Origin of the sequence: Phyllobacterium pellucidum (assembly GCF_013327855.1) — a bacterium.
In the GTDB taxonomy this organism is placed as follows: Bacteria; Pseudomonadota; Alphaproteobacteria; order Rhizobiales; family Rhizobiaceae; genus Phyllobacterium; species Phyllobacterium pellucidum.
In genome coordinates this window covers 337888-358365 of record NZ_JABUMX010000003.1, presented here as the reverse complement: position 1 = coordinate 358365, position 20478 = coordinate 337888, and the positions used below count along the sequence as shown (strand labels likewise).

Genomic DNA, 20478 nt, shown 5'->3' with positions numbered 1-20478 from the left:
TCCAAAAAGGGGGAGGGAATTATCGCCCGCAATCACCAATGCCTGGAGGCAAAATGGCGCCAGTCTTGATGAAGCCCGCTTTCGCCGCTTTCGGGGGAAGCTTCAGGCGGGACGGAGGGGCGTGCCAATGACCGCCTCGCCGCTGACCAGCGAAACAAGTGTCTCGACCAAAGCCGGCATATGGGGGTGGATGCTGTTCGACTGGGCGGCGCAGCCGTTCTTCACGGTCGTCACCACCTTCATCTTCGGGCCGTATTTCGTCTCGCGCATGGCGAGCGATCCGGCATTGGGGCAGGCTGCCTGGGGCTATGCCATCGCGGTATCCGGCCTGTTCATCACCGTGCTGTCGCCTGTGCTCGGCTCCATCGCCGACGAGACCGGCAGGCGCAAGCCGTGGATCGCCTTCTTCGCAGTCATCAAGATCACCTGCCTCGTCATGCTATGGTTCGCGGCGCCGGGCTCGGGCCTGATCATACCGCTCATCTTCTTTTCGCTTGCCTCGATCGCGGCGGAATTTTCGATCGTGTTCAACGATTCCATGATGCCGCGCCTCGTTGCGCCGAAGGACATCGGCCGTATATCCAACATTGCGTGGGGCCTCGGCTATCTCGGTGGCATGATCGCGCTGATCTTCGTCGTTGCCTTCATGGCCGGGTCGCCGGAAACGGGCAAGACCATGCTCGGCCTGCAACCGATTTTTGGGCTCGACCCCTCAGCCGGCGAGGGCGACCGCGCAACCGGACCGCTCGCCGCCTTGTGGTACCTTGTCTTCGTGCTGCCGATGTTCTTCTTCACGCCCGATGGCGCGCGCGGCTTGCCCATCCGCCCCGCCATTGCCTCCGGGCTTGCACGTTTGCGTTCGACCTTGGCCGAGGTGCGCCAGCGTCCCGGCATTCTCCGCTTCCTGGTCGGACGGATGATCTATCAGGACGGGGTGAATGCCCTCGTCGTGCTCGGCGGCGCCTTCGCCGCGACGATGTTCGGTTGGGCCACCGCCGAAATCGGCATTTTCGGCATCATCCTCAACGTCGTCGCCATCTTCGGCTGCCTTGCAGCAAGCAGGCTCGACACGATGCTCGGGTCGAAGACTCTTGTAGTGGTATCCCTTATTGTTCTTGTGATCGCCACGATCGGGATTGTTTCGACCGGGCCGGGCTATACGCTCTTCGGTTTTATACCGCTTCCCGGCGCTGATAGCGGCGGCCTGTTCGGTACACCTGCCGAGAAGGCCTATATCTGCTTTGGCCTCCTCATCGGTGTTGCGTTCGGCCCGGTCCAGGCTTCGTCGCGGTCATATATGGCGCGGAGTGTTTCAGTCGAAGAAGCCGGCCGCTATTTCGGCATCTATGCGCTCTCGGGTCGGGCGACGAGTTTCCTTGCGCCCTTCCTCGTGGCGACGGTAACCGCGTTAAGCGGGTCGCCGCGCCTTGGCATGGCGACCATCATCGTTTTCCTTCTGGGCGGATTGGCGATTCTCGTGCGAACGCCCTATCCGGCCGCAATGCCCAGAGGTTCTACCTAACTAGATTTGCTCTAGTGCCGGAAGTGACGCATCCCGGTAAACACCATGGCGATGCCGTGCTCATCAGCTGCGGCGATGACGTCATCATCGCGCATCGATCCGCCCGGCTGAATGACAGCGGTCGCTCCCGCGGCGACGGCTGAGAGCAAACCATCGGCAAAGGGGAAGAAGGCATCGGAGGCAACCACGGAACCCTTGGTGAGGGGCGTTTCGATGCCTGCAGCTTCAGCGGCATCCTCGGCCTTGCGGGCGGCAATGCGGGCGCTGTCGACACGGCTCATCTGCCCCGCGCCAATGCCGACTGCAGCACCATCCTTGACGTAGACAATGGCATTGGATTTGACGTGCTTGGCGATGCGGAAGGCGAGCTTGAGATCAGCCATCTCGGTTTCGGTGGGTGCACGCTTGGTCACGACCTTCAACTCGAGGTCGTCCACCACGCCGCTGTCGCGCGACTGGACGAGTATGCCGCCAGCCACCGTCTTGGCGCTGATGCCGGACGCACGGGGATCGGGCAGTCCGCCGGTTACCAGCAGGCGCAGGTTTTTCTTCGCCGCCACGATTTCCTGCGCCTCCGGGGTTGCGTCGGGAGCAATAATGACCTCGGTGAAGATCTTGACGATCTCCTCGGCAGCCTCGGCGTCGAGCGTGCGGTTCAAGGCGACGATTCCGCCAAAGGCAGACACGGGATCGCAGGCCAGCGCCTTGAGGTAAGCCTCCTTCAACGTCGCCCCTTCGGCGACACCGCATGGATTGGCATGCTTGATGATCGCGACGGCAGCTGTACGGGCCGGGTCGAACTCGGCGACGAGCTCGAAGGCCGCATCGGTGTCGTTGATGTTGTTATAGGAGAGCTGCTTGCCCTGGAGCTGCGTCGCGGTGGCAACGCCCGGGCGCTTTTCGCCGGTCAGGTAGAAGCCGGCGGACTGGTGCGGGTTTTCACCATAGCGCATCACCGAATGCAGGTGACCGCCGATCGCGCGGCGGGATGGCGTCTCCGTCATCAAGGCTTCGGCGAACCATCCGGAAATCGCGGCGTCATAGGTTGCGGTGCGGGCATAGGCCTTGGCTGCGAGACTTTGGCGGAACGAGTAGGGCAGCGATCCTTCATGCTTGTCGAGCATTGCGATCACCATGTCATAGTCTCCGGGTTCGGTGACCACACCGACATAGGCATGGTTCTTGGCAGCCGCGCGGATCATTGCCGGCCCGCCAATATCGATGTTCTCGACGATATTCGCATAGTCGGCGCCCGAATGGCGTACGTCTTCGAACGGATAGAGATTGATGACGACGAGGTCGATCCCGCCTATCTCATGCGTCTTCATCGCTTCGACATGCTCCGGGTCGTCGCGCACGGCCAGGAGACCGCCATGCACCTTTGGATGCAAAGTCTTGACGCGTCCATCCATGATCTCGGGAAAGCCGGTTAAGTCGGAGACGTCGCGAACCGGAATGCCCTCTGCCGCGATCGCTTTCGACGTGCCGCCGGTGGAAAGGATCTCGACCCCGTGGCGGTGCAGCGCGTGGGCAAGGGCCGTCAGGCCCGCCTTGTCGGAAACGGAAAGCAGCGCTCGACGGACGGGAAAAAGGTTCGGCGGTGTAAATGATTTTGCGGCGACGGCCATGGGAGTTCGTCCTTAGCAGAATGTGGATGCGTGGATTTGGCGGCTCTAACACAGGCCTTCGCGGAATCCTACTTCGGATCGCGCATTTGCCGGAATTATGCCGGGCTTGCTGCGAAATTAGGTCAGATACATTGACATATCTCGCTTGATGGCGTCATATCCGCCGGGCTTATGCGACGTTCGAGGAGGAGTTTCCGGACGGTGGGCGCACAGGCACGAGAGGCAATCAAGCGAGTAGAAAATGAGCAACTGGGAAGCCAGATACGCAACGCGTGCAAACCGGATGCGCGCTTCGGAAATCCGTGAACTCCTGAAACTGCTCGATCAGCCGGACATCATTTCCTATGCCGGTGGTATCCCGGATCCGGCGTTGTTCCCGACCGAGGCATTTCGCAAAGCCTACGAACGGGCGCTCGCAGACGGACAGGCAGGCCCGGCGCTGCAATATTCGGTCAGCGAAGGCTATGCGCCCTTGCGCGAGTGGATCGCAAAACGCCTAGCGGCGCTCGGCATTGTCTGCGATATCGATAACATCGTCATCACATCGGGATCGCAGCAGGCCCTGGACTACCTTGGCAAGCTCTTCCTTTCGCCGTCCGATACCGCTTTGGTGACGAGCCCCACCTATCTCGGTGCACTGCAGGCATTCAATGCATACGAACCTCAGTACGATCAGCTGACGCCCGAGTTGGGCAATATGACGCCTGCGGGTTACCAGGACACGGCGGCTCGCAATGGCGGACGCCCGAAATTCGCCTATATCAACCCGGATTTCTCCAATCCCGCCGGCGAAACCCTGGATCGCGCCGGTCGTGAACGCCTGCTCGACCTTGCCGACGAACTCGACATTCCCATCATCGAAGACGCCGCCTATCAGGGGCTGCGCTATGACGGTGAGCCGGTTCCGCCGATCCTCGCGCTCGACATTGCGCGCAAGGGCGATATCGATGCAACGCGCACGATCTATTGCGGAACGTTCTCGAAGACGCTGTCGCCCGGATTGCGGCTCGGTTTCGTCTGTGCAGCAAAGCCGGTCATCCGCAAGCTAGTTCTGATGAAGCAAGCGGCGGACCTCCACAGTCCCACAATCAACCAGATGGCGATGTATCATGCGGCCGTCGATATTTACGACGCGCAGATCGAGCGCCTGCGCGCGACCTATGGCGCGCGCCGCGACCATGTCCTGACGGCGCTTGAAAGATATATGCCGGAAGGCGTGTCATGGACGAAGCCTGAAGGCGGCATGTTCATCTGGGTCACCTTGCCGGAAGGGATTGACGGGGCGAAGCTCCTTGCCCGTTCGATCGAAACCGAGCGGGTTGCCTTTGTGCCAGGCCAGGCGTTCCACGCCGACGGCAGCGGGGCAAATACCATTCGCCTGAGCTTCTCGCTCGCTTCAGAAGAGGTTGCCGATACCGGTATCGCCCGTCTTGGACGCCTTATTCGCCAGGTGATGGCCGAACTCTAAACGCCGAGGCTTGTGCGGGTGAACTGCCACTCGACTTCGGGCCGCTGGGCGGCACTGAAGGACAACGTGATCTGGCGGGTCCTGACGGGCCCGCGGAACCCGGCAAAGAACAGTGAATCCTCGACGAAGGGCTGCACCGTTGCCGAGAACATCCAGATATCGTCGTTTTCCGCCTGAAGAATGATCAGGCCGTTATCGTCTACAGAGACATGGACGGCGGGATGCAGGTGAAAACGCACGACGACATTTTCGGCGCCAGTATCACGCAGTGGATTGCGACCGGCGGCAAAGAAGCTGTCGATACCTTCGATGACGCTGCCATTGTGCGACAACACGATCTGGCGTTCGTGATAGATGCCGAACGGTCGAACGTAGCCATTGTGGTTGGCAACGAAGCCGACGGCGCCTTCCCGCTCGATGCGCTCGATATTCACCCTGGTGGGCCCGGCAATGATCGGCGTTCCGATCATGTTCGAGAGTCCGGAGGTATTGCTGAAGCGGCAGGAGGACGTGTCGTTGAGCGTTGCCGTCGAATGAGCGGCGGTCGAGCGGGCGAGCGGCCGAAATTCGGGCGGGCCATAGCGATCGACGCCGGCATTGACGATGTAGCGGTTGCGGCCCGATGACATCTCGAAGGACAGGCAGCCGGCGTGGGCATCGCGCGAGGCAGTGACCGGCGGAGCGAGACCGGTGTCGGCAATGATCGTCGTCGAATCCATGGAAAGGCGCTCATAGCCCGAATGCGGCGCGTGAATGAGCGGCAGGCCGCCAATATCGTCATGGCGGAGCACGGCGATGACCCGTTCCGGCATGGTGGCGCCGACCCCGTTGAACAGGGCAAGGCTGCCGTCATGATGGCGAAAAAAACGCAGCGCCGGCAGCATCCGCTCGATGGCTTCGATCAGCGCTTTGGGCGGTGCCTCCTGGCCGCTGGCATAGGTCTGGCGCAGCGGCAGAAGGTCGGCGAGCAGTTCGAGAATAATAAGGGGATTACGCGAGATATGGCCGCCGTCGGGGAGGATCTGGCGGGTTAGTTCATATTCGAGGTTGCGACGGGCCGACCGGCTGGTGCTCGACGCTACCGGCAGGGCAAGCGCCGCAAGCGCGAGCGCGATACGGGCGCGCAGCTTCTCTTCGCCGTCATCCATGACAGCCGCCATCGTCCGCAAGTAGCGGACCTGGACGGCGAGCGAGCGCATGAACTGGCGATAGGCGCGCAGGTCTGCGCCTGCCAGAATGAGGCTCGAATGCTGCAGCCAGGCGATGATGCGCTGTGCCGTGACCTCCGGCACCCATGCCGGCCCCGCGACCGAACGGCCATGCGTGGTGATCCAGTCGCTGAGGAGGGCGCGGGCGTTGGCGGTGGCAAGGTCCGTGCCTGCCGCACGCAAGTGGCGGAGCCAGCCGAAATTGTGCAGAGCCGCCTGCCAGGCGGCATTGGGTGGTTCGACCAGGAACGGCGAGCGGCCGCCGGTCTCGACGACCTTGCCGGCCAAGGCAAAGCGACCATGGTAAAACTCTTCGGCAATTTGCGGATCGGCCGGGCGCAGATCCTGCGGGGCAATAAGCACGCGCTCGGGCGTAAAGCCGGTAAAGCGCCAGCGGTAGAGCGGGCCCATGCGTACGCGCCTGCGGAACCGGCGCCACAATTGCGCCGTCGCTAGTCCCCACAATTGCGGTGTTTCGCTGAGCGCGACCATATTATTTTTGCTTCGAATCGTCGACGACAGCCTAAACTATCCGGTCAAACAGTTAAAATTTTAGTATTTTCGGCGGAATCGAGCCGCAAAGAAGCCATCCATGCCGGACAGCGCCGCATCGTCATTGGGAAGATCCGCGGGGGTAGAGCGCACAAAACCCTCTTTCGTGATGAGGTCTGCGAGGCCACCGATCTCTTCGGCGACGACAGGAACGAGTTCGATGGCGGGGTTCTTGGCAATCAATTGCCTTGCGACCGTTTCGCCTTCCGAGGGGTCGAGAGAGCAGTTGGAAAACACGATAGTCCCGCCGGGCCGAACGAGGGTGACGGCGTGGTCAAGCAGCTTGGCCTGAAGCGCGGCGAGTTTGGCGATCTCTTCGGGACTTTTAGTCCACGGAACGTCGGGATGGCGTCGTACCGTCCCCGTCGAGGAGCACGGTGCGTCGAGCAGGACAGCATCGAAGGGCTTGGCCGGTTCATAGGCCGCAAGATTTGCTTCGACGGTGTCGGCAGTGAAATGCAGGCGCTCGAGATTGGCGCGTAGCCGCTTCAGGCGATTGGCGGACAGATCGAGCGCGGTCACGTTGGCACCAGCCAAAGCAAGCTGTGCGGTCTTGCCGCCGGGCGCGGCGCAAAGATCGGCAACACGTTTTCCGGTAATGTCGCCAAAGAGCTTTGCCGGAAGGCTCGCCGCCGTATCCTGCACCCACCACTCCCCCTCGGCAAAGCCCGGAAGGCTGGTCAGGGCGCCTTCAATGTTGGCAAGCCGAACCGAGCCCGTTGGCAGGGCGAGACCGCCAAGACGCTCGGCCCACACTTGTGGGTCGCCCTTGACAGTGAGATCGACGGCTGGCTCCTTTGCCTGGATTTCAAGGATGGCGCCTGCCTTTTCCTTGCCATAAGCGGCAACGAGACTTGCCTCGAACCATGAAGGAACATTGACTGCGGCCCGATTGGCGAACGTCTCCTTTTCCCGCGACAGGCGCCGCAGGACGGCATTCACCATCGACGCAAAGCGCCGGTTGCGGGGGTCGCCGTTCGCCGCTGTCACGGCAAGATCGACGGCGGCGCGATCGGGCAGGTCGAGATAAAGGATTTGTGCCGCCGCCACGTGCAAAAGATGCTTCAGGGCTACCGCATTTTCCGGCAGCGGCCGGTCGATCATCTGGCTGATAGCTGCTTCGATCGCGCCGCGATTGCGCAGCGCAGCCCCGAGAATGGCGCGCACCAGTGAGCGGTCACGGTCGTCGAGCGCCATATATTGGGGATGCCCGTTACTGTTGTCGGTAAGGCCGTCGAGCGACGTATGCTTCTCGATGACAGCCCCCAGCAGACGTGTTGCGCATTGACGCGCGGCGAGGCCAGGCCTGTCCTCCCCGTCAAAAGATTCCGTAACTTGCTGTTTTCTGGAGAAATTCCGTTTGGCTGCCCGTTCCGCGCTCATGCCCAAGGGCCTTTGCGGCTTGCGCCATTGCGGCCCCACGGCGTTGGACGGTCGTCTCGCGGTTCCTCATCGTCGAGCGGCTGTTCGACACCGCGCGCCGGTTTCGCGGGCGCCTCGGTCCGGGTGAATTCCGAGGCCATGGCCTCCAGCGCCGCAATGCGATTTTCGGTGCTTGGGTGCGTGGAAAACAGATTGTCAGTGCCACGACCGCTCAAGGGATTGATGATAAAAAGCGGTGCCGAGGCTGGGTTTCGCTCCGCATCCTCGTTGACAATCTGCTTGGCGCCGCGCGCAATCTTGTTGAGGGCAGATGCGAGCCACAGCGGATTGCCGCAGATCTGCGCGCCGCGCCGGTCGGCGGCGTATTCCCGTGTCCGGCTGATCGCCATCTGCACGATCATTGCGGCAAACGGCGCGACGATCATGGCGATCAAAATACCAATGAAGCCGAGCGGGTTATTATTCTCGCGGTTGCCGCCGCCGAAGAACAGGGCGAAATTGCCGAGCATCGAAATGGCACCGGCGAGTGTCGCGGTGATGGTCATCGTCAACGTATCGCGGTGCTCGACATGGGCGAGTTCGTGCGCCATCACCGCCGCAACCTCCTGCGGCGACAGGCGCTGCAAGAGACCGGTACTGGCGGCGACAGCCGCATTCTGCGGGTTGCGCCCGGTGGCAAAGGCGTTGGGCTGATCCGCCTCGATGAGATAAACCTTCGGCATGGGCAGGTTGGCACGCGCTGCAAGATCGCGGACAATGCCGTAATATTCAGGCGCTGTGCGTTCATCGACCTCAACGGCGTGATGCATGCGCAGCACCATCTTGTCCGAATTCCAGTAGCTGAAAAGATTCATCCCGGCCGCCATCACGAGCGCGATCATCATGCCGCCGGAGCCGCCGATGAGATAGCCAACGGCCATGAACAGGGCGGTCATGAAGGCAAGCAGCATTGCAGTGCGCATGATGTTCATGGTTGCATTCCTCCCCTCGGAAATGAAGCGTTAGAGTCCATGGCTGGCAAGGTCATTCCTTTTGTTCGCCATCTTCCGCTATATGATGGTGCTTTATACAGCAAGCTTCAATGACGAGTGTCACATGACGGACGAAGAGACAGCAAAAACGCCGCACGCCGACAATGACGATAAGCGCCGGCATCCCGCCTTTGACCAGCTGCCGCCGGCGGCCCAGCGCGCCCTCAAGGAAGCGGAAGCGCGCCGGCAGGCGGAAAAGGATGCCGCCGAGAAACCGCGCGAAATCGGCGGACGGGGCGGCAAGGATCCTGCCCGCTACGGCGATTGGGAAATCAAGGGCCGCACGATCGACTTCTAATGGCGGATAACTTCAATTCCAAGTTGTTCACGCCGGAGCCAACGGCTGAGCAACAGAATTGCCGCGGCGGCAAGGCCGCAGACGAGGCCGAGCCAAATGCCGGCGCCCTTCATGTCCAGCCAGAAGCCAAAGGCAATTGAGAGCGGCAAGCCTATGCCCCAATAGGCAATGGCCGCATAGATCATCGGTACTGTCGTGTCATGCAGGCCACGCAGCATCCCGCTCGCGACCGCCTGACCGCCGTCGAAAATCTGGAAGAGCGCTGCAAACGCCAGGAACGAGACGGCGAGCGATATGACCTCGGCGTTTGATGGGTCGTGCAGATCAATGAAGGCGCTTATCAGCTGGTATGGCGCAAACAGCATCAGCATCGCGGTGAGCACCATGAAGCCGGTTCCGCCGATGAAGGCGACCCAGCCGGCGCGCCTGATTCCGTCACCATCCTGTGCCCCGTAGGCCCGGCCCACGCGGACCGTTGCCGCCTGGCCAAAGCCCATCGGCACCATGAATGCAATGGCGGCAATCTGGATGGCAATTGCGTGCGCCGCAAGGTAATCCGCGCCGAGAATTCCCATCAGGAAAGCCGCTGCATTGAAGATTGTAACTTCAAAGCTCATGATCGCGGCGATCGGCAGGCCAAGGCGGAGCAGTTCGCCATAGCGTGGCCAGTCGGCACGCCAGAAGCGACCGAACAGATGGTAACGGCGGAACTGGCGATCGCGCATGATGATGACGACGAGGCCGATGAACATCATCAGCGACGACAGGGAGGTCGCGATGCCCGAACCGACGATCCCAAGCTCGGGGAATCCCAGATGTCCGAAGATCAGGCACCAATTGGCAAGGGCATTGAAGCCGACGCAGAAGAGGGCAACGAACAGCGCCCAGCCGGGACGTTCGAGCGCCGCGATAAAGGACCGCAATACGATATAGCCGTAGAACGGCAGGACCGCCCACTGCAGCGAACGAACGTAGGCTTCGGCGGTATCGGCAAGGGCCGGATTTTGCCCCATGGCAATGAGAATCGGTCCGGTGTGCCACAACGCGAACCAGATCGGAATCGATATGGTGACGGCGAGCCAAAGGCCTTGCCGCACCGTGCGGCGAACCTCGCGCACTGAAAAGCGATTGCGGCCGAGTTCCTTGGCCATCATCGGCGAGGTGGCAAGCATCAGCCCGAGACCGAAGATCATCGGCATATAGTAGAGGTTGGTGCCGAGGGCGCCGGCTGCGAGCGTATCCGCGCCGACCCAGCCCATCATCATGACGTCGGTTGCCGTCATCGCTGTTTGCGCGAGATTGGTAAGAATCATCGGCCAGCTCAACGCCAGCATCGCAATAATTTCTTCACGCCACGCGCGCCGGGACGCGGCGTTTTGGGCTAGGGCAACCGACATGTCTTGGTCTTTCAGAGGAATTTGCCTCGCATTGAGGCAGGATGCACCGATTTCAGGCAGATTCTTGGTATCATCAAATTTCGGCAAGAGCAAAGGGGGCACCTGCAACCTGGCATTGGTGGTTGGCTTCCCTTCCGGGCGTTATTGTCGATCATATTGACATTTGTAATTTAAAAACTACATTTTCATGATAAGACTGAAACAGACCTCCGTTTATCGTAAGTGGGAAAGCAAGCTGAAAGACCAGAGGGCGAGGGCGGTCATCGCTGCCCGCCTCTTCCGCTTGGCCAATGGGCTTGGGGGCGACATTGCATTTGTAGGTGGTGGCGTAAGCGAACTGAGAATTCACTATGGACCGGGATACCGGGTTTATTTCCGGCGTCACGGCGAACAGATTGTCATCCTTCTTTGTGGCGGTGACAAGCAGACGCAAGATCGGGACATCCGCGAGGCTCGGCGATTGGCAATAGATTGGAGGGATGATGACGAAGCTCTATGACTACAATCCTGCCGACGCACTCAAATCTGACGAGGCAATAGAGTTATTTCTTGCCGACGCATTTGAAACTGGCGATTCTGCCTACATTGCGAAGGCCATCGGGGTAGTCGCAAGATCGAAGGGCATGGCAACGATCGCACGCGAGACTGGATTGTCCCGGGAACAACTTTACCGCTCACTGAGTGAAAGTGGAAACCCTAGACTGGCCACAACGATAGCCGTGTTGAAGGCAGTCGGCTTTCAACTGAGTGGCAAACGGGCGACTTAAACGGAAAGGGCCACCCCGAAGGGTGGCCCCGCAATTCCGTCTGGCACAAAGCTGTCTTTGGCCTTTCCCGGCTTTCGCCGGGCGCTTATTCAACGGAGAGACAATCCCCGATGGAAAGCATCAGACGCCTTGTGGCAGATTGCGAAATCACGAGACATCGGATCACCTCCTTTTCATTCGTTGAACACAATTGGAGAATGGGGTGTCATGCGCCACGTTTCAAGAGAAAAAAGCAGGGCCATGTGTGCATGGGTTGCAAAGAGGCTCACGCAGTCATAAGCCAAGCAGACTGAATGAAGCAACGCACGCGACGCGCAACTTGCTGCGCCCCGTGCCCGGGGGCAGAGAATGGCAGCTGAAGACAAGGCGGCGCGGATCATCCGCACGGTGGTCGACGTCATCGAACCGCAATTTGCGATTGAACTTTGGGACGGAACCCGCATCGGTGATTTTGATGGCCCTATATTTGCCATCAATGATCCTATGGCCGTGCGCCAGATCGCTCTCAAACCCAATATCGGCTCTGTCGTCGAGTTGTGGGTGTCGGGCCAGATCGACATCAGGAACGGCACACTGTTCGATCTCGTCGAGCGCGGTCCCAAGGGAAAGTTCAAGCACCGGCTGAAAAGCCTGCCAAAGTGGCAGCTCTTGAAGGATGTGCCTTCGCTTTTGCTGAGCGGAGCAAAAGGCGGCAGTTCCGGGCTTGGCGGCAAGAATCCTTACGTCAGCGGGTCCAACAAGGAAGCGATTACCCACCACTACGACGTGTCGAACGCCTTCTATCAGCTCTTTCTCGATGAGCGCATGGTCTATACCTGCGCCTATTTCACCGACTGGGCCAATAGCATCGACCAGGCGCAGGCTGACAAGCTCGAATTGATCTGCCGCAAGCTGCGCCTCAAGCCCGGCGATCGCCTGCTCGACATAGGCTGCGGCTGGGGGGCCATGCTGATTTATGCGGCAAAGAATTATGGCGTGACCGGCACGGGCGTATCTTTGTCGGAGGCGCAGACGGCCCTTGCCCGCGAGCGGATCAAGGCGGAAGGTCTTGAGGACAAGATCACGATTCACGTGAAATCCTATGAGCATCTCGAGGGGCAGTTCGACAAGATTTCCTCGATCGGCATGTTCGAGGCGGTGGGCATTGCCCACTACGACACCTATTTTTCCAGCGTGCACCGATTACTGAGGCCGGGTGGCCTTTATCTCCACCACGCGATCACACGGCGCATGAAGCGCAACAAGAAGACCTTCGGGCGCAAGAGCGCCGAACACCTCGCCCTGGTCAAATACATCTTCCCGGGCGGCGAACTCGACCATCTCGGCATGACGGTCGAGAACCTCGAAGGCTACGGTTTCGAGGTCCACGACGTCGAGAATCTGCGTGAGCATTATGGCCGCACTTGCCGCATGTGGGCCGACCGTCTCCATGCGCGCTTCGATGAGGCGATCGCGGAAGTCGGCGCTCCCAAAGCGCGGTTGTGGCTGCTGTACCTCACCGGCTGCGCCCTTGCGTTCGAGCGTGGCACCGTACAGATCAATCAGACGCTGGCGTCACGCCGCAAGCGCGGAATCTCTGCCGTGCCGCAGACACGCGCCGACCTCTACCGCTGAAGGAGGGTGTCCCCCCTTAGGGGAAGACACTATTTTCAGCCCTTGCGGTTTTGGCGATTGGCGATCAGGTCATCAACGACGGCCGGGTCGGCAAGCGTTGAGGTGTCGCCGAGCGCGCCAAAATCATCTTCTGCGATCTTGCGCAGGATGCGGCGCATGATCTTGCCGGAACGGGTCTTCGGCAGGCCCGGCGCAAACTGTATCTTGTCTGGCGTGGCGATCGGGCCGATCTCCTTGCGCACATGCTTGACCAGCTCGGCGCGCAGATCGTCGCTACCCTCAAGCCCGGACATCAGCGTTACATAGCAATATATGCCCTGGCCCTTCAGGTCGTGCGGATAGCCGACCACGGCCGCTTCCGAGACCGTATCATGGGAGACAAGCGCGGACTCTACCTCGGCCGTTCCCATGCGGTGTCCCGAGACGTTGAGAACGTCATCGACGCGACCGGTGATCCAGTAATAGCCGTCCTTGTCACGCCGGCAGCCGTCGCCGGTAAAGTACTTGCCCTTATAGGTGGAGAAATAGGTTTCGATGAAGCGCTTGTGATCGCCGTAGACCGTGCGCATCTGACCCGGCCAGGAGTCCGTGATGCAGAGATTGCCATCGGCGGCGCCTTCGAGCACGTCGCCCTCATTGTCGACCAGTTGCGGTTGCACACCAAAGAACGGCCTTGTGGCCGAGCCCGGCTTGAGCGGCGTTGCGCCGGGCAGCGGCGTGATGAGGATGCCGCCGGTTTCCGTCTGCCACCAGGTATCGACGACAGGACTGCGCTTGTCGCCCACCACCTGATAATACCATTCCCAGGCTTCCGGATTGATCGGCTCTCCAACCGAGCCGAGGATGCGCAGCGATTTGCGCGATGTCTTCTTGACCGGTTCGTCACCGGCGCTCATCAGCGCGCGGATGGCGGTCGGGGCGGTGTAGAAGATGTTGACCTGGTGCTTGTCGATGACTTCCCAGAACCGCGATACCGACGGGTAGTTGGGCACGCCCTCGAACATCAGCGTCGTCGCGCCGTTGGCGAGCGGGCCGTAAACAATGTAGGAGTGGCCGGTTACCCAGCCCACATCGGCGGTGCACCAGTAGATGTCGCCATCATGGTAGTCGAAGACATATTCGTGGGTCATCGAGGCATAGACAAGGTAGCCGCCGGTCGTGTGCAGCACGCCCTTGGGCTTGCCGGTCGAGCCAGAGGTGTAAAGGATGAAAAGCGGATCCTCCGCCTTCATCTTTTCAGGTTTGCATTCCGCCTTAACGCTGGCAATCTCATCGTGATACCAGAGGTCGCGATTGCTGGCCCAGCCGGTCTTGCCGCCGGTCCGGCGTACGACGAGTACGTTCTTCACCATGACGTGGTGGCGCGCCGCGATATCGATTGCCTTGTCGGTATTTTCCTTAAGCGGCACCGGCTTGCCGCCGCGCATGCCCTCATCGGCCGTGATCACGAATGTGGATTCGCAGTCGACGATACGGCCCGCGAGCGCATCGGGGGAGAAGCCGCCGAAGACGACGGAGTGGATCGCGCCGATGCGCGCGCAGGCCAGCATCGCATAGGACGCTTCCGGGATCATCGGCATGTAGATCGTCACCCGGTCGCCCTTCTTGACGCCGTGCTTCTTCAGGACATTGGCGAGGCGGCAGACCTGCTCGTAAAGCTCATTATAGGTGATCTTCTTGTCGAGATAGGGATTGTCGCCTTCCCAGATGATCGCGACCTGATCACCGCGCTTTTTGAGGTGACGGTCGATGCAGTTATAGGAAACGTTGGTAACGCCATCCTCGAACCATTTGATCGAAACCTTGCCCTCGAACGAGGTGTTCTTGACCTTGGTGAAGGGCTTGAACCAGTCGATGCGCTTTCCGTGCTTGGCCCAAAACTTTTCGGGGTCCTTGATGCTCTGCTTGTACCAGCTGAGATAGGTATCATTGTCGATGAGCGCGTTTTTCTTCGCGCTTGCCAGCACCGGATAAACCTTCTCGGACATCAATTTCCTCCAGAATCTTAAATATCGGGCCTCCACCCGGATACCTCCCCGGGCGGGAGGCGCACAGGTTCATTACCACCAAGCAAATCAATGCGTAAATATCCGAATTGGCCCTGAGGGCATGGCGTTCGGTCGCATTCTGCAGCGGCCAATATCGTTTTCGGTCGCGTTTTATCGCGAAATCGGTCCATTTTGACCACATTTCGGCTTATAGGGTCGCTGCCTTGACTTGGGAGGACAAACTATCGGCGCCAAAGAATTGTTGTTTCCGGCGCCGCACCAAGGATCGAGGAATGCGAATAACTGTCTTGCGCAGCGTTGCGTCACGCGCAAAATTCACATGGCTTACCTTAGCCGCTTTGAGCCTTGCCATTCCGGCAGGCGCCGGCACGCTTCCTGTGCCATCCAATCCGCAGGACCGTATCGGCGCAAAGCTTTTCGGTGAGGAGCATGCGCATCTGCTCAAGGATTCGGTGTTCGACAAGATCAGTCCGCTGGTACTGGCGGCCATGCCGCGCGGTAAGGCCTATATCGACTATAAGGCGCCGTCGAAATGCGTGCCCGAAAGGCTGAAGAACGTGCTGAGCCGCGTTTCCGCCAAGTATGGGCCGATCACGGTAAATTCGACCGTGCGCACACGCACGCGCAACAATCGCGTTGGCGGCAAGGACCAATCCTACCACCTGAGCTGTCAGGCGGTGGATTTCCGGGTCCACGGCGGCTCGTCCGGCCTCATGAGTCATCTGTCGTCCAGCGGTGACGTCGGCGGGTTGAAACGCTATCCGGCCGGCTATTATCACATCGATACCGGACCGCGCCGCAGCTGGTAATTACCGAGTTCCGAAAATCGCGGAACCGACCCTGACTGATGTCGCGCCGAAGCCGATGGCGAGTTCGTAGTCACCGGACATGCCCATGGAAAGCTTGTCTACTCCGGCCTGCCGGGCGATCTTTTCAAGCAGGGCAAAGTGCGGGCCGGGATTCTCATCGGCCGGCGGAATGCACATCAGGCCCTCGATCTGGAGGCCGCGAACTTCGCGGCAATGCTTGACAAATGCTACCGCCTCTTTTGGATCTATGCCCGCCTTCTGCGGTTCAGAACCGGTGTTTACCTGGACATAGAGTTTGGGAAAGCGGTTTTGCTTTTGCATTTCCTTGACAAGGGCATCGGCGATCTTTTCGCGGTCGACCGTCTCGATCACGTCGAAAAGCGCCACCGCCTGCTCGGCCTTGTTGGATTGGAGCGGCCCGATGAGGTGGAGTTCGATATCCGGAAATTCACCGCGCAGGGCCGGCCACTTCGCTTGCGCCTCCTGGACGCGGTTTTCGCCAAAGACGCGCTGGCCGGATTCGAGCACGGGACGGATTGCTTCCTCGCCGAAGGTTTTCGACACGGCGACAAGCGTGACGGCGCCTTCCGGGCGACCCGCTTCCGCTTCAGCCTTGTGAATAGCGTCCCTGACGGCAAAAAGTTGATCGACGGCATTGGGCATTGGCTGGTTCAGTCCTATTTATCGCCTGACGGCCCGATTTCACGGGCTCCTTCAGCTTCAAGTGGTTGACGGTCCCACCAATCCATGGTGAAGGTCCCCGCATCACTATCCTTTGCAAGAGAATCCCGTTCATGGCAACCGAACGCTATAATCCCCGTGTAGCCGAGAAGCATTGGCAGAGAGTTTGGAACGACGCCAAGCTCTTCGAGACGAACAATGACGATCCTCGCGATCCTTACTACGTCCTCGAAATGTTTCCGTACCCCTCGGGCCGTATCCATATGGGCCATGTGCGCAACTATGCGATGGGCGATGTCGTTGCACGTTACAAGCGGGCCAAGGGATTCAATGTGCTGCATCCAATGGGCTGGGATGCTTTCGGCATGCCGGCCGAAAACGCCGCCATGCAGAACAAGGTTCATCCGAAGACCTGGACCTACCAGAACATCGCGACGATGCGCGATCAGCTCAAGTCCATGGGCCTGTCGCTCGACTGGTCGCGCGAGTTCGCCACCTGCGATGTCGAATATTATCACCGCCAGCAGATGCTCTTCCTCGATTTCGTCGAGAAGGGCCTGGTGACGCGCAAATCGTCCAAGGTCAACTGGGACCCAGAGGACATGACGGTCCTTGCCAACGAGCAGGTCATCGACGGTCGCGGCTGGCGCTCCGGCGCCCTTGTCGAGCAGCGCGAGCTGACACAGTGGTTCTTCAAGATCACCGACTTCAACGAGGAACTGCTGGGCGCCCTCGATGGCCTCGACCAGTGGCCGGAAAAGGTGCGCCTGATGCAGCGCAACTGGATCGGCAAGTCTGAGGGCATGCTGATCCGCTGGGCGTTGGACAAGCAGTCGCACGTCGAAGGCGAGAGCGAGGTCGAGGTCTACACGACGCGGCCCGATACGCTGTTCGGCGCGTCCTTCATTGCCATTGCCGCCGACCATCCGCTGGCGAAGAAAGCCGCCGAAAACAACGCGGCGCTGGCGCAGTTCAACGAGGAATGCCGCCATGCGGGCACCTCGGTCGTTGCGCTCGAAACCGCCGAGAAGAAGGGCTTCGACACCGGCTTGCGCGTCACGCATCCGTTCGATCCGGAATGGAAGCTGCCGGTCTACGTCGCGAATTTCGTCTTGATGGACTATGGCACCGGCGCGATCTTCGGTTGTCCGTCCGGTGACCAGCGCGACCTCGACTTTGCCAACAAGTATGGCCTGCCGGTCGTGCCGGTGGTTATGCCGATGGACGCCGACGCGGCCACGTTCCAGATCACCGAAACCGCCTATGTCGATGACGGCGTCATGATCAATTCGCGCTTCCTTGACGGGATGTCGCCGGCCGAAGCTTTCGACGAGGTGGCGCGGCGGTTGGAAAAGCAGACGGTCGGCAACCGCCCGCAGGGCGAGCGCAAGATCAATTTCCGCCTGCGCGACTGGGGTATTTCTCGGCAGCGTTACTGGGGTTGTCCGATCCCGATGATCCATTGCGATGATTGTGGCGTTGTCCCGGTGCCGAAGGCCGACCTGCCGGTCAAGCTGCCGGACGACGTCGAATTCGACCGGCCGGGCAATCCGCTCGATCGTCATCCGACCTGGCGGCACGTCAACTGCCCGCAATGCGGCAAGCCCGCACGACGCGAGACCGACACGATGGATACCTTCGTCGACTCGTCATGGTATTTCGCGCGCTTCACCGCTCCTTGGGCCGAGGAGCCGACCGAGCCCAAGGTCGCGAATCACTGGCTGCCCGTCGATCAGTATATTGGCGGCATCGAGCACGCGATCCTGCACCTGCTCTATTCGCGTTTCTTCACACGGGCCATGAAGGTGGCCGGTCATCTCGATATCAGTGAACCGTTCAAGGGCATGTTCACGCAAGGCATGGTCGTCCACGAGACCTACAAGGGCAAGGACGGCTGGGTCACGCCAGCTGACGTTCGGGTCGAAGAGACGGATGGCGCGCGCCGCGCAACGCTGATTGCTACAGGCGAAGAGGTCGAGATAGGCTCGATCGAGAAGATGTCGAAATCGAAGAAAAACGTGGTCGATCCGGATGACATCATCGCTTCCTACGGCGCGGATACCGCGCGCTGGTTCATGCTGTCGGATTCGCCACCGGAACGCGATGTGATCTGGACTGAATCCGGCGTCGAGGGAGCGCATCGCTTCGTTCAGCGCGTCTGGCGCCTGATTTCGGAAGCGGCCGAGACGTTGAAGACGGTCGATGCCGCAGCCGGGACCGAGGGCGAGGCTTTGGCGATTTCGAAAGCGGCGCACCGGACTGTCAAGGCTGTCGGAGAAGATATTGAGAAGCTGAACTTCAACAAGGCCGTCGCGCGCCTTTACGAGCTCGTCAACACCTTGGCGCCTTATCTGCAGAAGGTGGCGGCGGGCGGGGCTGACATGGTGACGATCGCAGCAAGCCGCGAAGCGACGACCATGTTGATTGCAATGATAGCGCCGATGATGCCGCACCTTGCCGAGGAGTGCTGGAAGGCACTCGGCGGCGCAGATCTTGTGGCTCATCAACCGTGGCCGTCATACAACGAGACGTTGATCGTCGAGAACGATGTGACCATGCCGGTTCAGATCAATGGCAAGAAGCGCGGCGATTTGACAATTGCCCGCGATGCGGATCAATTGGCGGTCGAAAAGGCCACCCTCGCGCTTGATTTCGTCAAGGCCGCGCTGAATGGCAATTCACCGAAGAAGGTCATTATCGTACCGCAGAGGATCATCAATGTCGTTGCCTGATCGTTTTCAGCCGGGTTCCGTCGTCAAGCGGCTGCTTCCCTTCTGCGTTCTCGGCTTGGCATTGATTGCAGGCGGTTGCCAGGTGCGGCCGCTCTACTCCGATCCCGGTCCGGTCGGCAGCACGGCCGCCGGCGTCTCGGGCAGCGTCCGCTCCCGGCTCGCGACCGTGTCGGTCAATCCGGCGGGCGATCGCGTCACCCAGGAAGTACGCAACAACCTGATCTTCCTCTTCGGTGGCGGTGCGGGCGAGCCGACGCATGTCGCCTATACGCTCCAACTCGCCATAGCATCCCAGAACATTTCGCTGGCGCTGATCCAGAATGCGACCAATGATAAATCGGGCCAGCCGACCGCAGGCTCCATTCGCATGACTGGCAACTACGTTCTGACGCGCGTGTCGGACGGTCAGGTCATCGGCCGCGGCAGCCGTCTTGTAAATGCGGGCTACGATGCGCCAAGACAGCAGTTCGCCGTTCAGCGAGCTTATCGCGATGCATATAATCGTGCGGCGGCGGAAGTTGCGCAGGCGATTCAGCTCAGCGTTGCCCAGGATCTGACGAAGAACCAATAGTCATACTGCGCATGACCTCGCTCGGCGACGGCCGGGCGTACCGTTCATGAGTCCTGCCCCTAGCCGGATGCGCGCCGCGCACGAGCATAAGAAAACGCCCGCCGGTCTTGCAACAGGCGGGCGTCATTGAAAATGCGACTGATCAGGCGATCGACTGGCCCGTCTTCTTCCAATCGGCAAGGAAAGTCTCAAGGCCCTTGTCGGTCAGCGGGTGCTTGACCAATGCCTTCAGAGTTGCTGGCGGAACCGTCGCGACGTCGGCACCGATTAGAGCCGCTTCCTTGACATGGTTCACGGTGCGGATCGAGGCGGCAAGGATCTGCGTCTGGTAATCGTAATTGTCGTAGATGGTTCGGATCTCGGAAATCAGTTCCATTCCATTGATGCCGGTATCGTCGATGCGGCCAATGAATGGCGAGATGAACGTGGCGCCGGCCTTGGCGGCAAGAAGTGCCTGGTTGGCGGAGAAGCACAGCGTCACATTGACGAGGTGGCCATCCGAGCGCAGGGCCTTGCAGGCCTTGAGGCCATCGAGGGTAAGCGGGACCTTGATGCAGATGTTGTCGGCGATGCGGGAGAGGACTGCGGCCTCCTTCATCATCTGCTCATACTCGGTTGCCGCGACCTCGGCGGATACCGGGCCGTTGACGATGCTGCAAATTTCCTTGGTCACTTCGATGATGCTGCCACCGGACTTGAGGATCAGCGAAGGATTGGTGGTTACGCCATCGAGCAATCCGAGATCGTTGAGCTCGCGGATTTCCTTCACGTCGGCGGTATCGACAAAGAATTTCATGGGAACATTCCT

General features: G+C 60.2%; 17 protein-coding genes. 9 read left to right on the top strand and 8 right to left on the bottom strand.

The features are described from left to right. Positions 1–127 precede the first annotated feature (127 nt). Positions 128–1522: an MFS transporter gene (locus HQ945_RS15045; RefSeq protein WP_162737258.1), complete on the top strand. Its 1395-nt coding sequence runs from the start codon at positions 128–130 to the stop codon at positions 1520–1522. Between the two features lie 11 nt (positions 1523–1533). Here HQ945_RS15045 and purH read toward each other — a convergent pair whose 3' ends face one another. After that, positions 1534–3150, bottom strand: coding sequence for a bifunctional phosphoribosylaminoimidazolecarboxamide formyltransferase/IMP cyclohydrolase (purH, locus tag HQ945_RS15040; RefSeq protein WP_113281670.1), 1617 nt, complete (start codon positions 3148–3150; stop codon positions 1534–1536). 241 nt (positions 3151–3391) lie between these two features. On the opposite strand from purH, the gene HQ945_RS15035 reads away from it, so the two are divergent. Then, on the top strand, positions 3392–4618 hold the full coding sequence (locus HQ945_RS15035) for an aminotransferase-like domain-containing protein (RefSeq protein ID WP_113281668.1): 1227 nt from the start codon (positions 3392–3394) through the stop codon (positions 4616–4618). Here HQ945_RS15035 and HQ945_RS15030 read toward each other — a convergent pair. From HQ945_RS15030 to htpX, 3 genes are read right to left on the bottom strand one after another with little or no spacing between them, the layout of a single operon-like run. After that, a complete protein-coding gene (locus HQ945_RS15030; RefSeq protein ID WP_027231066.1) occupies positions 4615–6318 on the bottom strand; it encodes a heparinase II/III family protein in 1704 nt (567 codons plus the stop codon). The genes HQ945_RS15035 and HQ945_RS15030 overlap by 4 nt on opposite strands. 60 nt (positions 6319–6378) lie before the next feature. Continuing rightward, the gene (locus tag HQ945_RS15025) at positions 6379–7761 is read right to left on the bottom strand and encodes an RsmB/NOP family class I SAM-dependent RNA methyltransferase (protein WP_113281666.1); all 1383 of its coding nucleotides are present in this window, start codon (positions 7759–7761) and stop codon (positions 6379–6381) included. After that, positions 7758–8732: a zinc metalloprotease HtpX gene (gene htpX / locus HQ945_RS15020; RefSeq protein ID WP_113281664.1), complete on the bottom strand. Its 975-nt coding sequence runs from the start codon at positions 8730–8732 to the stop codon at positions 7758–7760. The genes HQ945_RS15025 and htpX overlap by 4 nt, the downstream gene beginning before the upstream one ends. A gap of 124 nt (positions 8733–8856) precedes the next feature. Between htpX and HQ945_RS15015 the strand changes: the two genes are divergently transcribed. Continuing rightward, on the top strand, positions 8857–9090 hold the full coding sequence (locus HQ945_RS15015; RefSeq protein ID WP_091948617.1) for a DUF1674 domain-containing protein: 234 nt from the start codon (positions 8857–8859) through the stop codon (positions 9088–9090). On the opposite strand, the gene HQ945_RS15010 is transcribed toward HQ945_RS15015, so the two are convergent. Continuing rightward, positions 9087–10487: an MATE family efflux transporter gene (locus tag HQ945_RS15010; protein ID WP_246272689.1), complete on the bottom strand. Its 1401-nt coding sequence runs from the start codon at positions 10485–10487 to the stop codon at positions 9087–9089. The two genes, HQ945_RS15015 and HQ945_RS15010, sit on opposite strands and share 4 nt — an antisense overlap. A 187-nt stretch (positions 10488–10674) precedes the next feature. On the opposite strand from HQ945_RS15010, the gene HQ945_RS15005 reads away from it, so the two are divergent. The 3 genes from HQ945_RS15005 to HQ945_RS14995 all read left to right on the top strand — a co-directional run bounded on the left by HQ945_RS15005 (position 10675) and on the right by HQ945_RS14995 (position 12868). Then, entirely contained in the window at positions 10675–10986 is a 312-nt protein-coding gene (locus HQ945_RS15005) for a type II toxin-antitoxin system RelE/ParE family toxin (RefSeq protein WP_091920923.1), read from the top strand. Continuing rightward, complete coding sequence (locus HQ945_RS15000) at positions 10967–11254, top strand: addiction module antidote protein (protein WP_207719710.1); 288 nt, start codon at positions 10967–10969, stop codon at positions 11252–11254. The genes HQ945_RS15005 and HQ945_RS15000 overlap by 20 nt, the downstream gene beginning before the upstream one ends. Positions 11255–11602: 348 nt before the next feature. Beyond that, the gene (locus HQ945_RS14995; protein ID WP_113281660.1) at positions 11603–12868 is read left to right on the top strand and encodes an SAM-dependent methyltransferase; all 1266 of its coding nucleotides are present in this window, start codon (positions 11603–11605) and stop codon (positions 12866–12868) included. 35 nt (positions 12869–12903) lie between these two features. Here the strand turns inward: HQ945_RS14995 and acs are convergent, their stop codons facing one another. Then, the gene (gene acs / locus HQ945_RS14990; protein WP_113281658.1) at positions 12904–14856 is read right to left on the bottom strand and encodes an acetate--CoA ligase; all 1953 of its coding nucleotides are present in this window, start codon (positions 14854–14856) and stop codon (positions 12904–12906) included. Positions 14857–15149: 293 nt separating this feature from the next. On the opposite strand from acs, the gene HQ945_RS14985 reads away from it, so the two are divergent. Continuing rightward, entirely contained in the window at positions 15150–15686 is a 537-nt protein-coding gene (locus HQ945_RS14985; RefSeq protein WP_113281656.1) for a YcbK family protein, read from the top strand. On the opposite strand, the gene HQ945_RS14980 is transcribed toward HQ945_RS14985, so the two are convergent. Further along, a complete protein-coding gene (locus HQ945_RS14980; protein ID WP_174208240.1) occupies positions 15687–16349 on the bottom strand; it encodes a YggS family pyridoxal phosphate-dependent enzyme in 663 nt (220 codons plus the stop codon). It abuts the gene before it with no gap. 131 nt (positions 16350–16480) lie between these two features. Between HQ945_RS14980 and leuS the strand changes: the two genes are divergently transcribed. After that, positions 16481–19099 (top strand): leucine--tRNA ligase, encoded by a 2619-nt coding sequence (gene leuS / locus HQ945_RS14975; protein ID WP_174208239.1) that lies wholly within the window; start codon positions 16481–16483, stop codon positions 19097–19099. Next, positions 19086–19670, top strand: a complete 585-nt coding sequence (gene lptE, locus HQ945_RS14970; protein WP_027231076.1) for an LPS assembly lipoprotein LptE — start codon at positions 19086–19088, stop codon at positions 19668–19670. The genes leuS and lptE overlap by 14 nt, the downstream gene beginning before the upstream one ends. Positions 19671–19812: 142 nt before the next feature. On the opposite strand, the gene fsa is transcribed toward lptE, so the two are convergent. Further along, complete coding sequence (gene fsa / locus HQ945_RS14965) at positions 19813–20466, bottom strand: fructose-6-phosphate aldolase (RefSeq protein WP_027231077.1); 654 nt, start codon at positions 20464–20466, stop codon at positions 19813–19815. Positions 20467–20478: the final 12 nt, after the last annotated feature.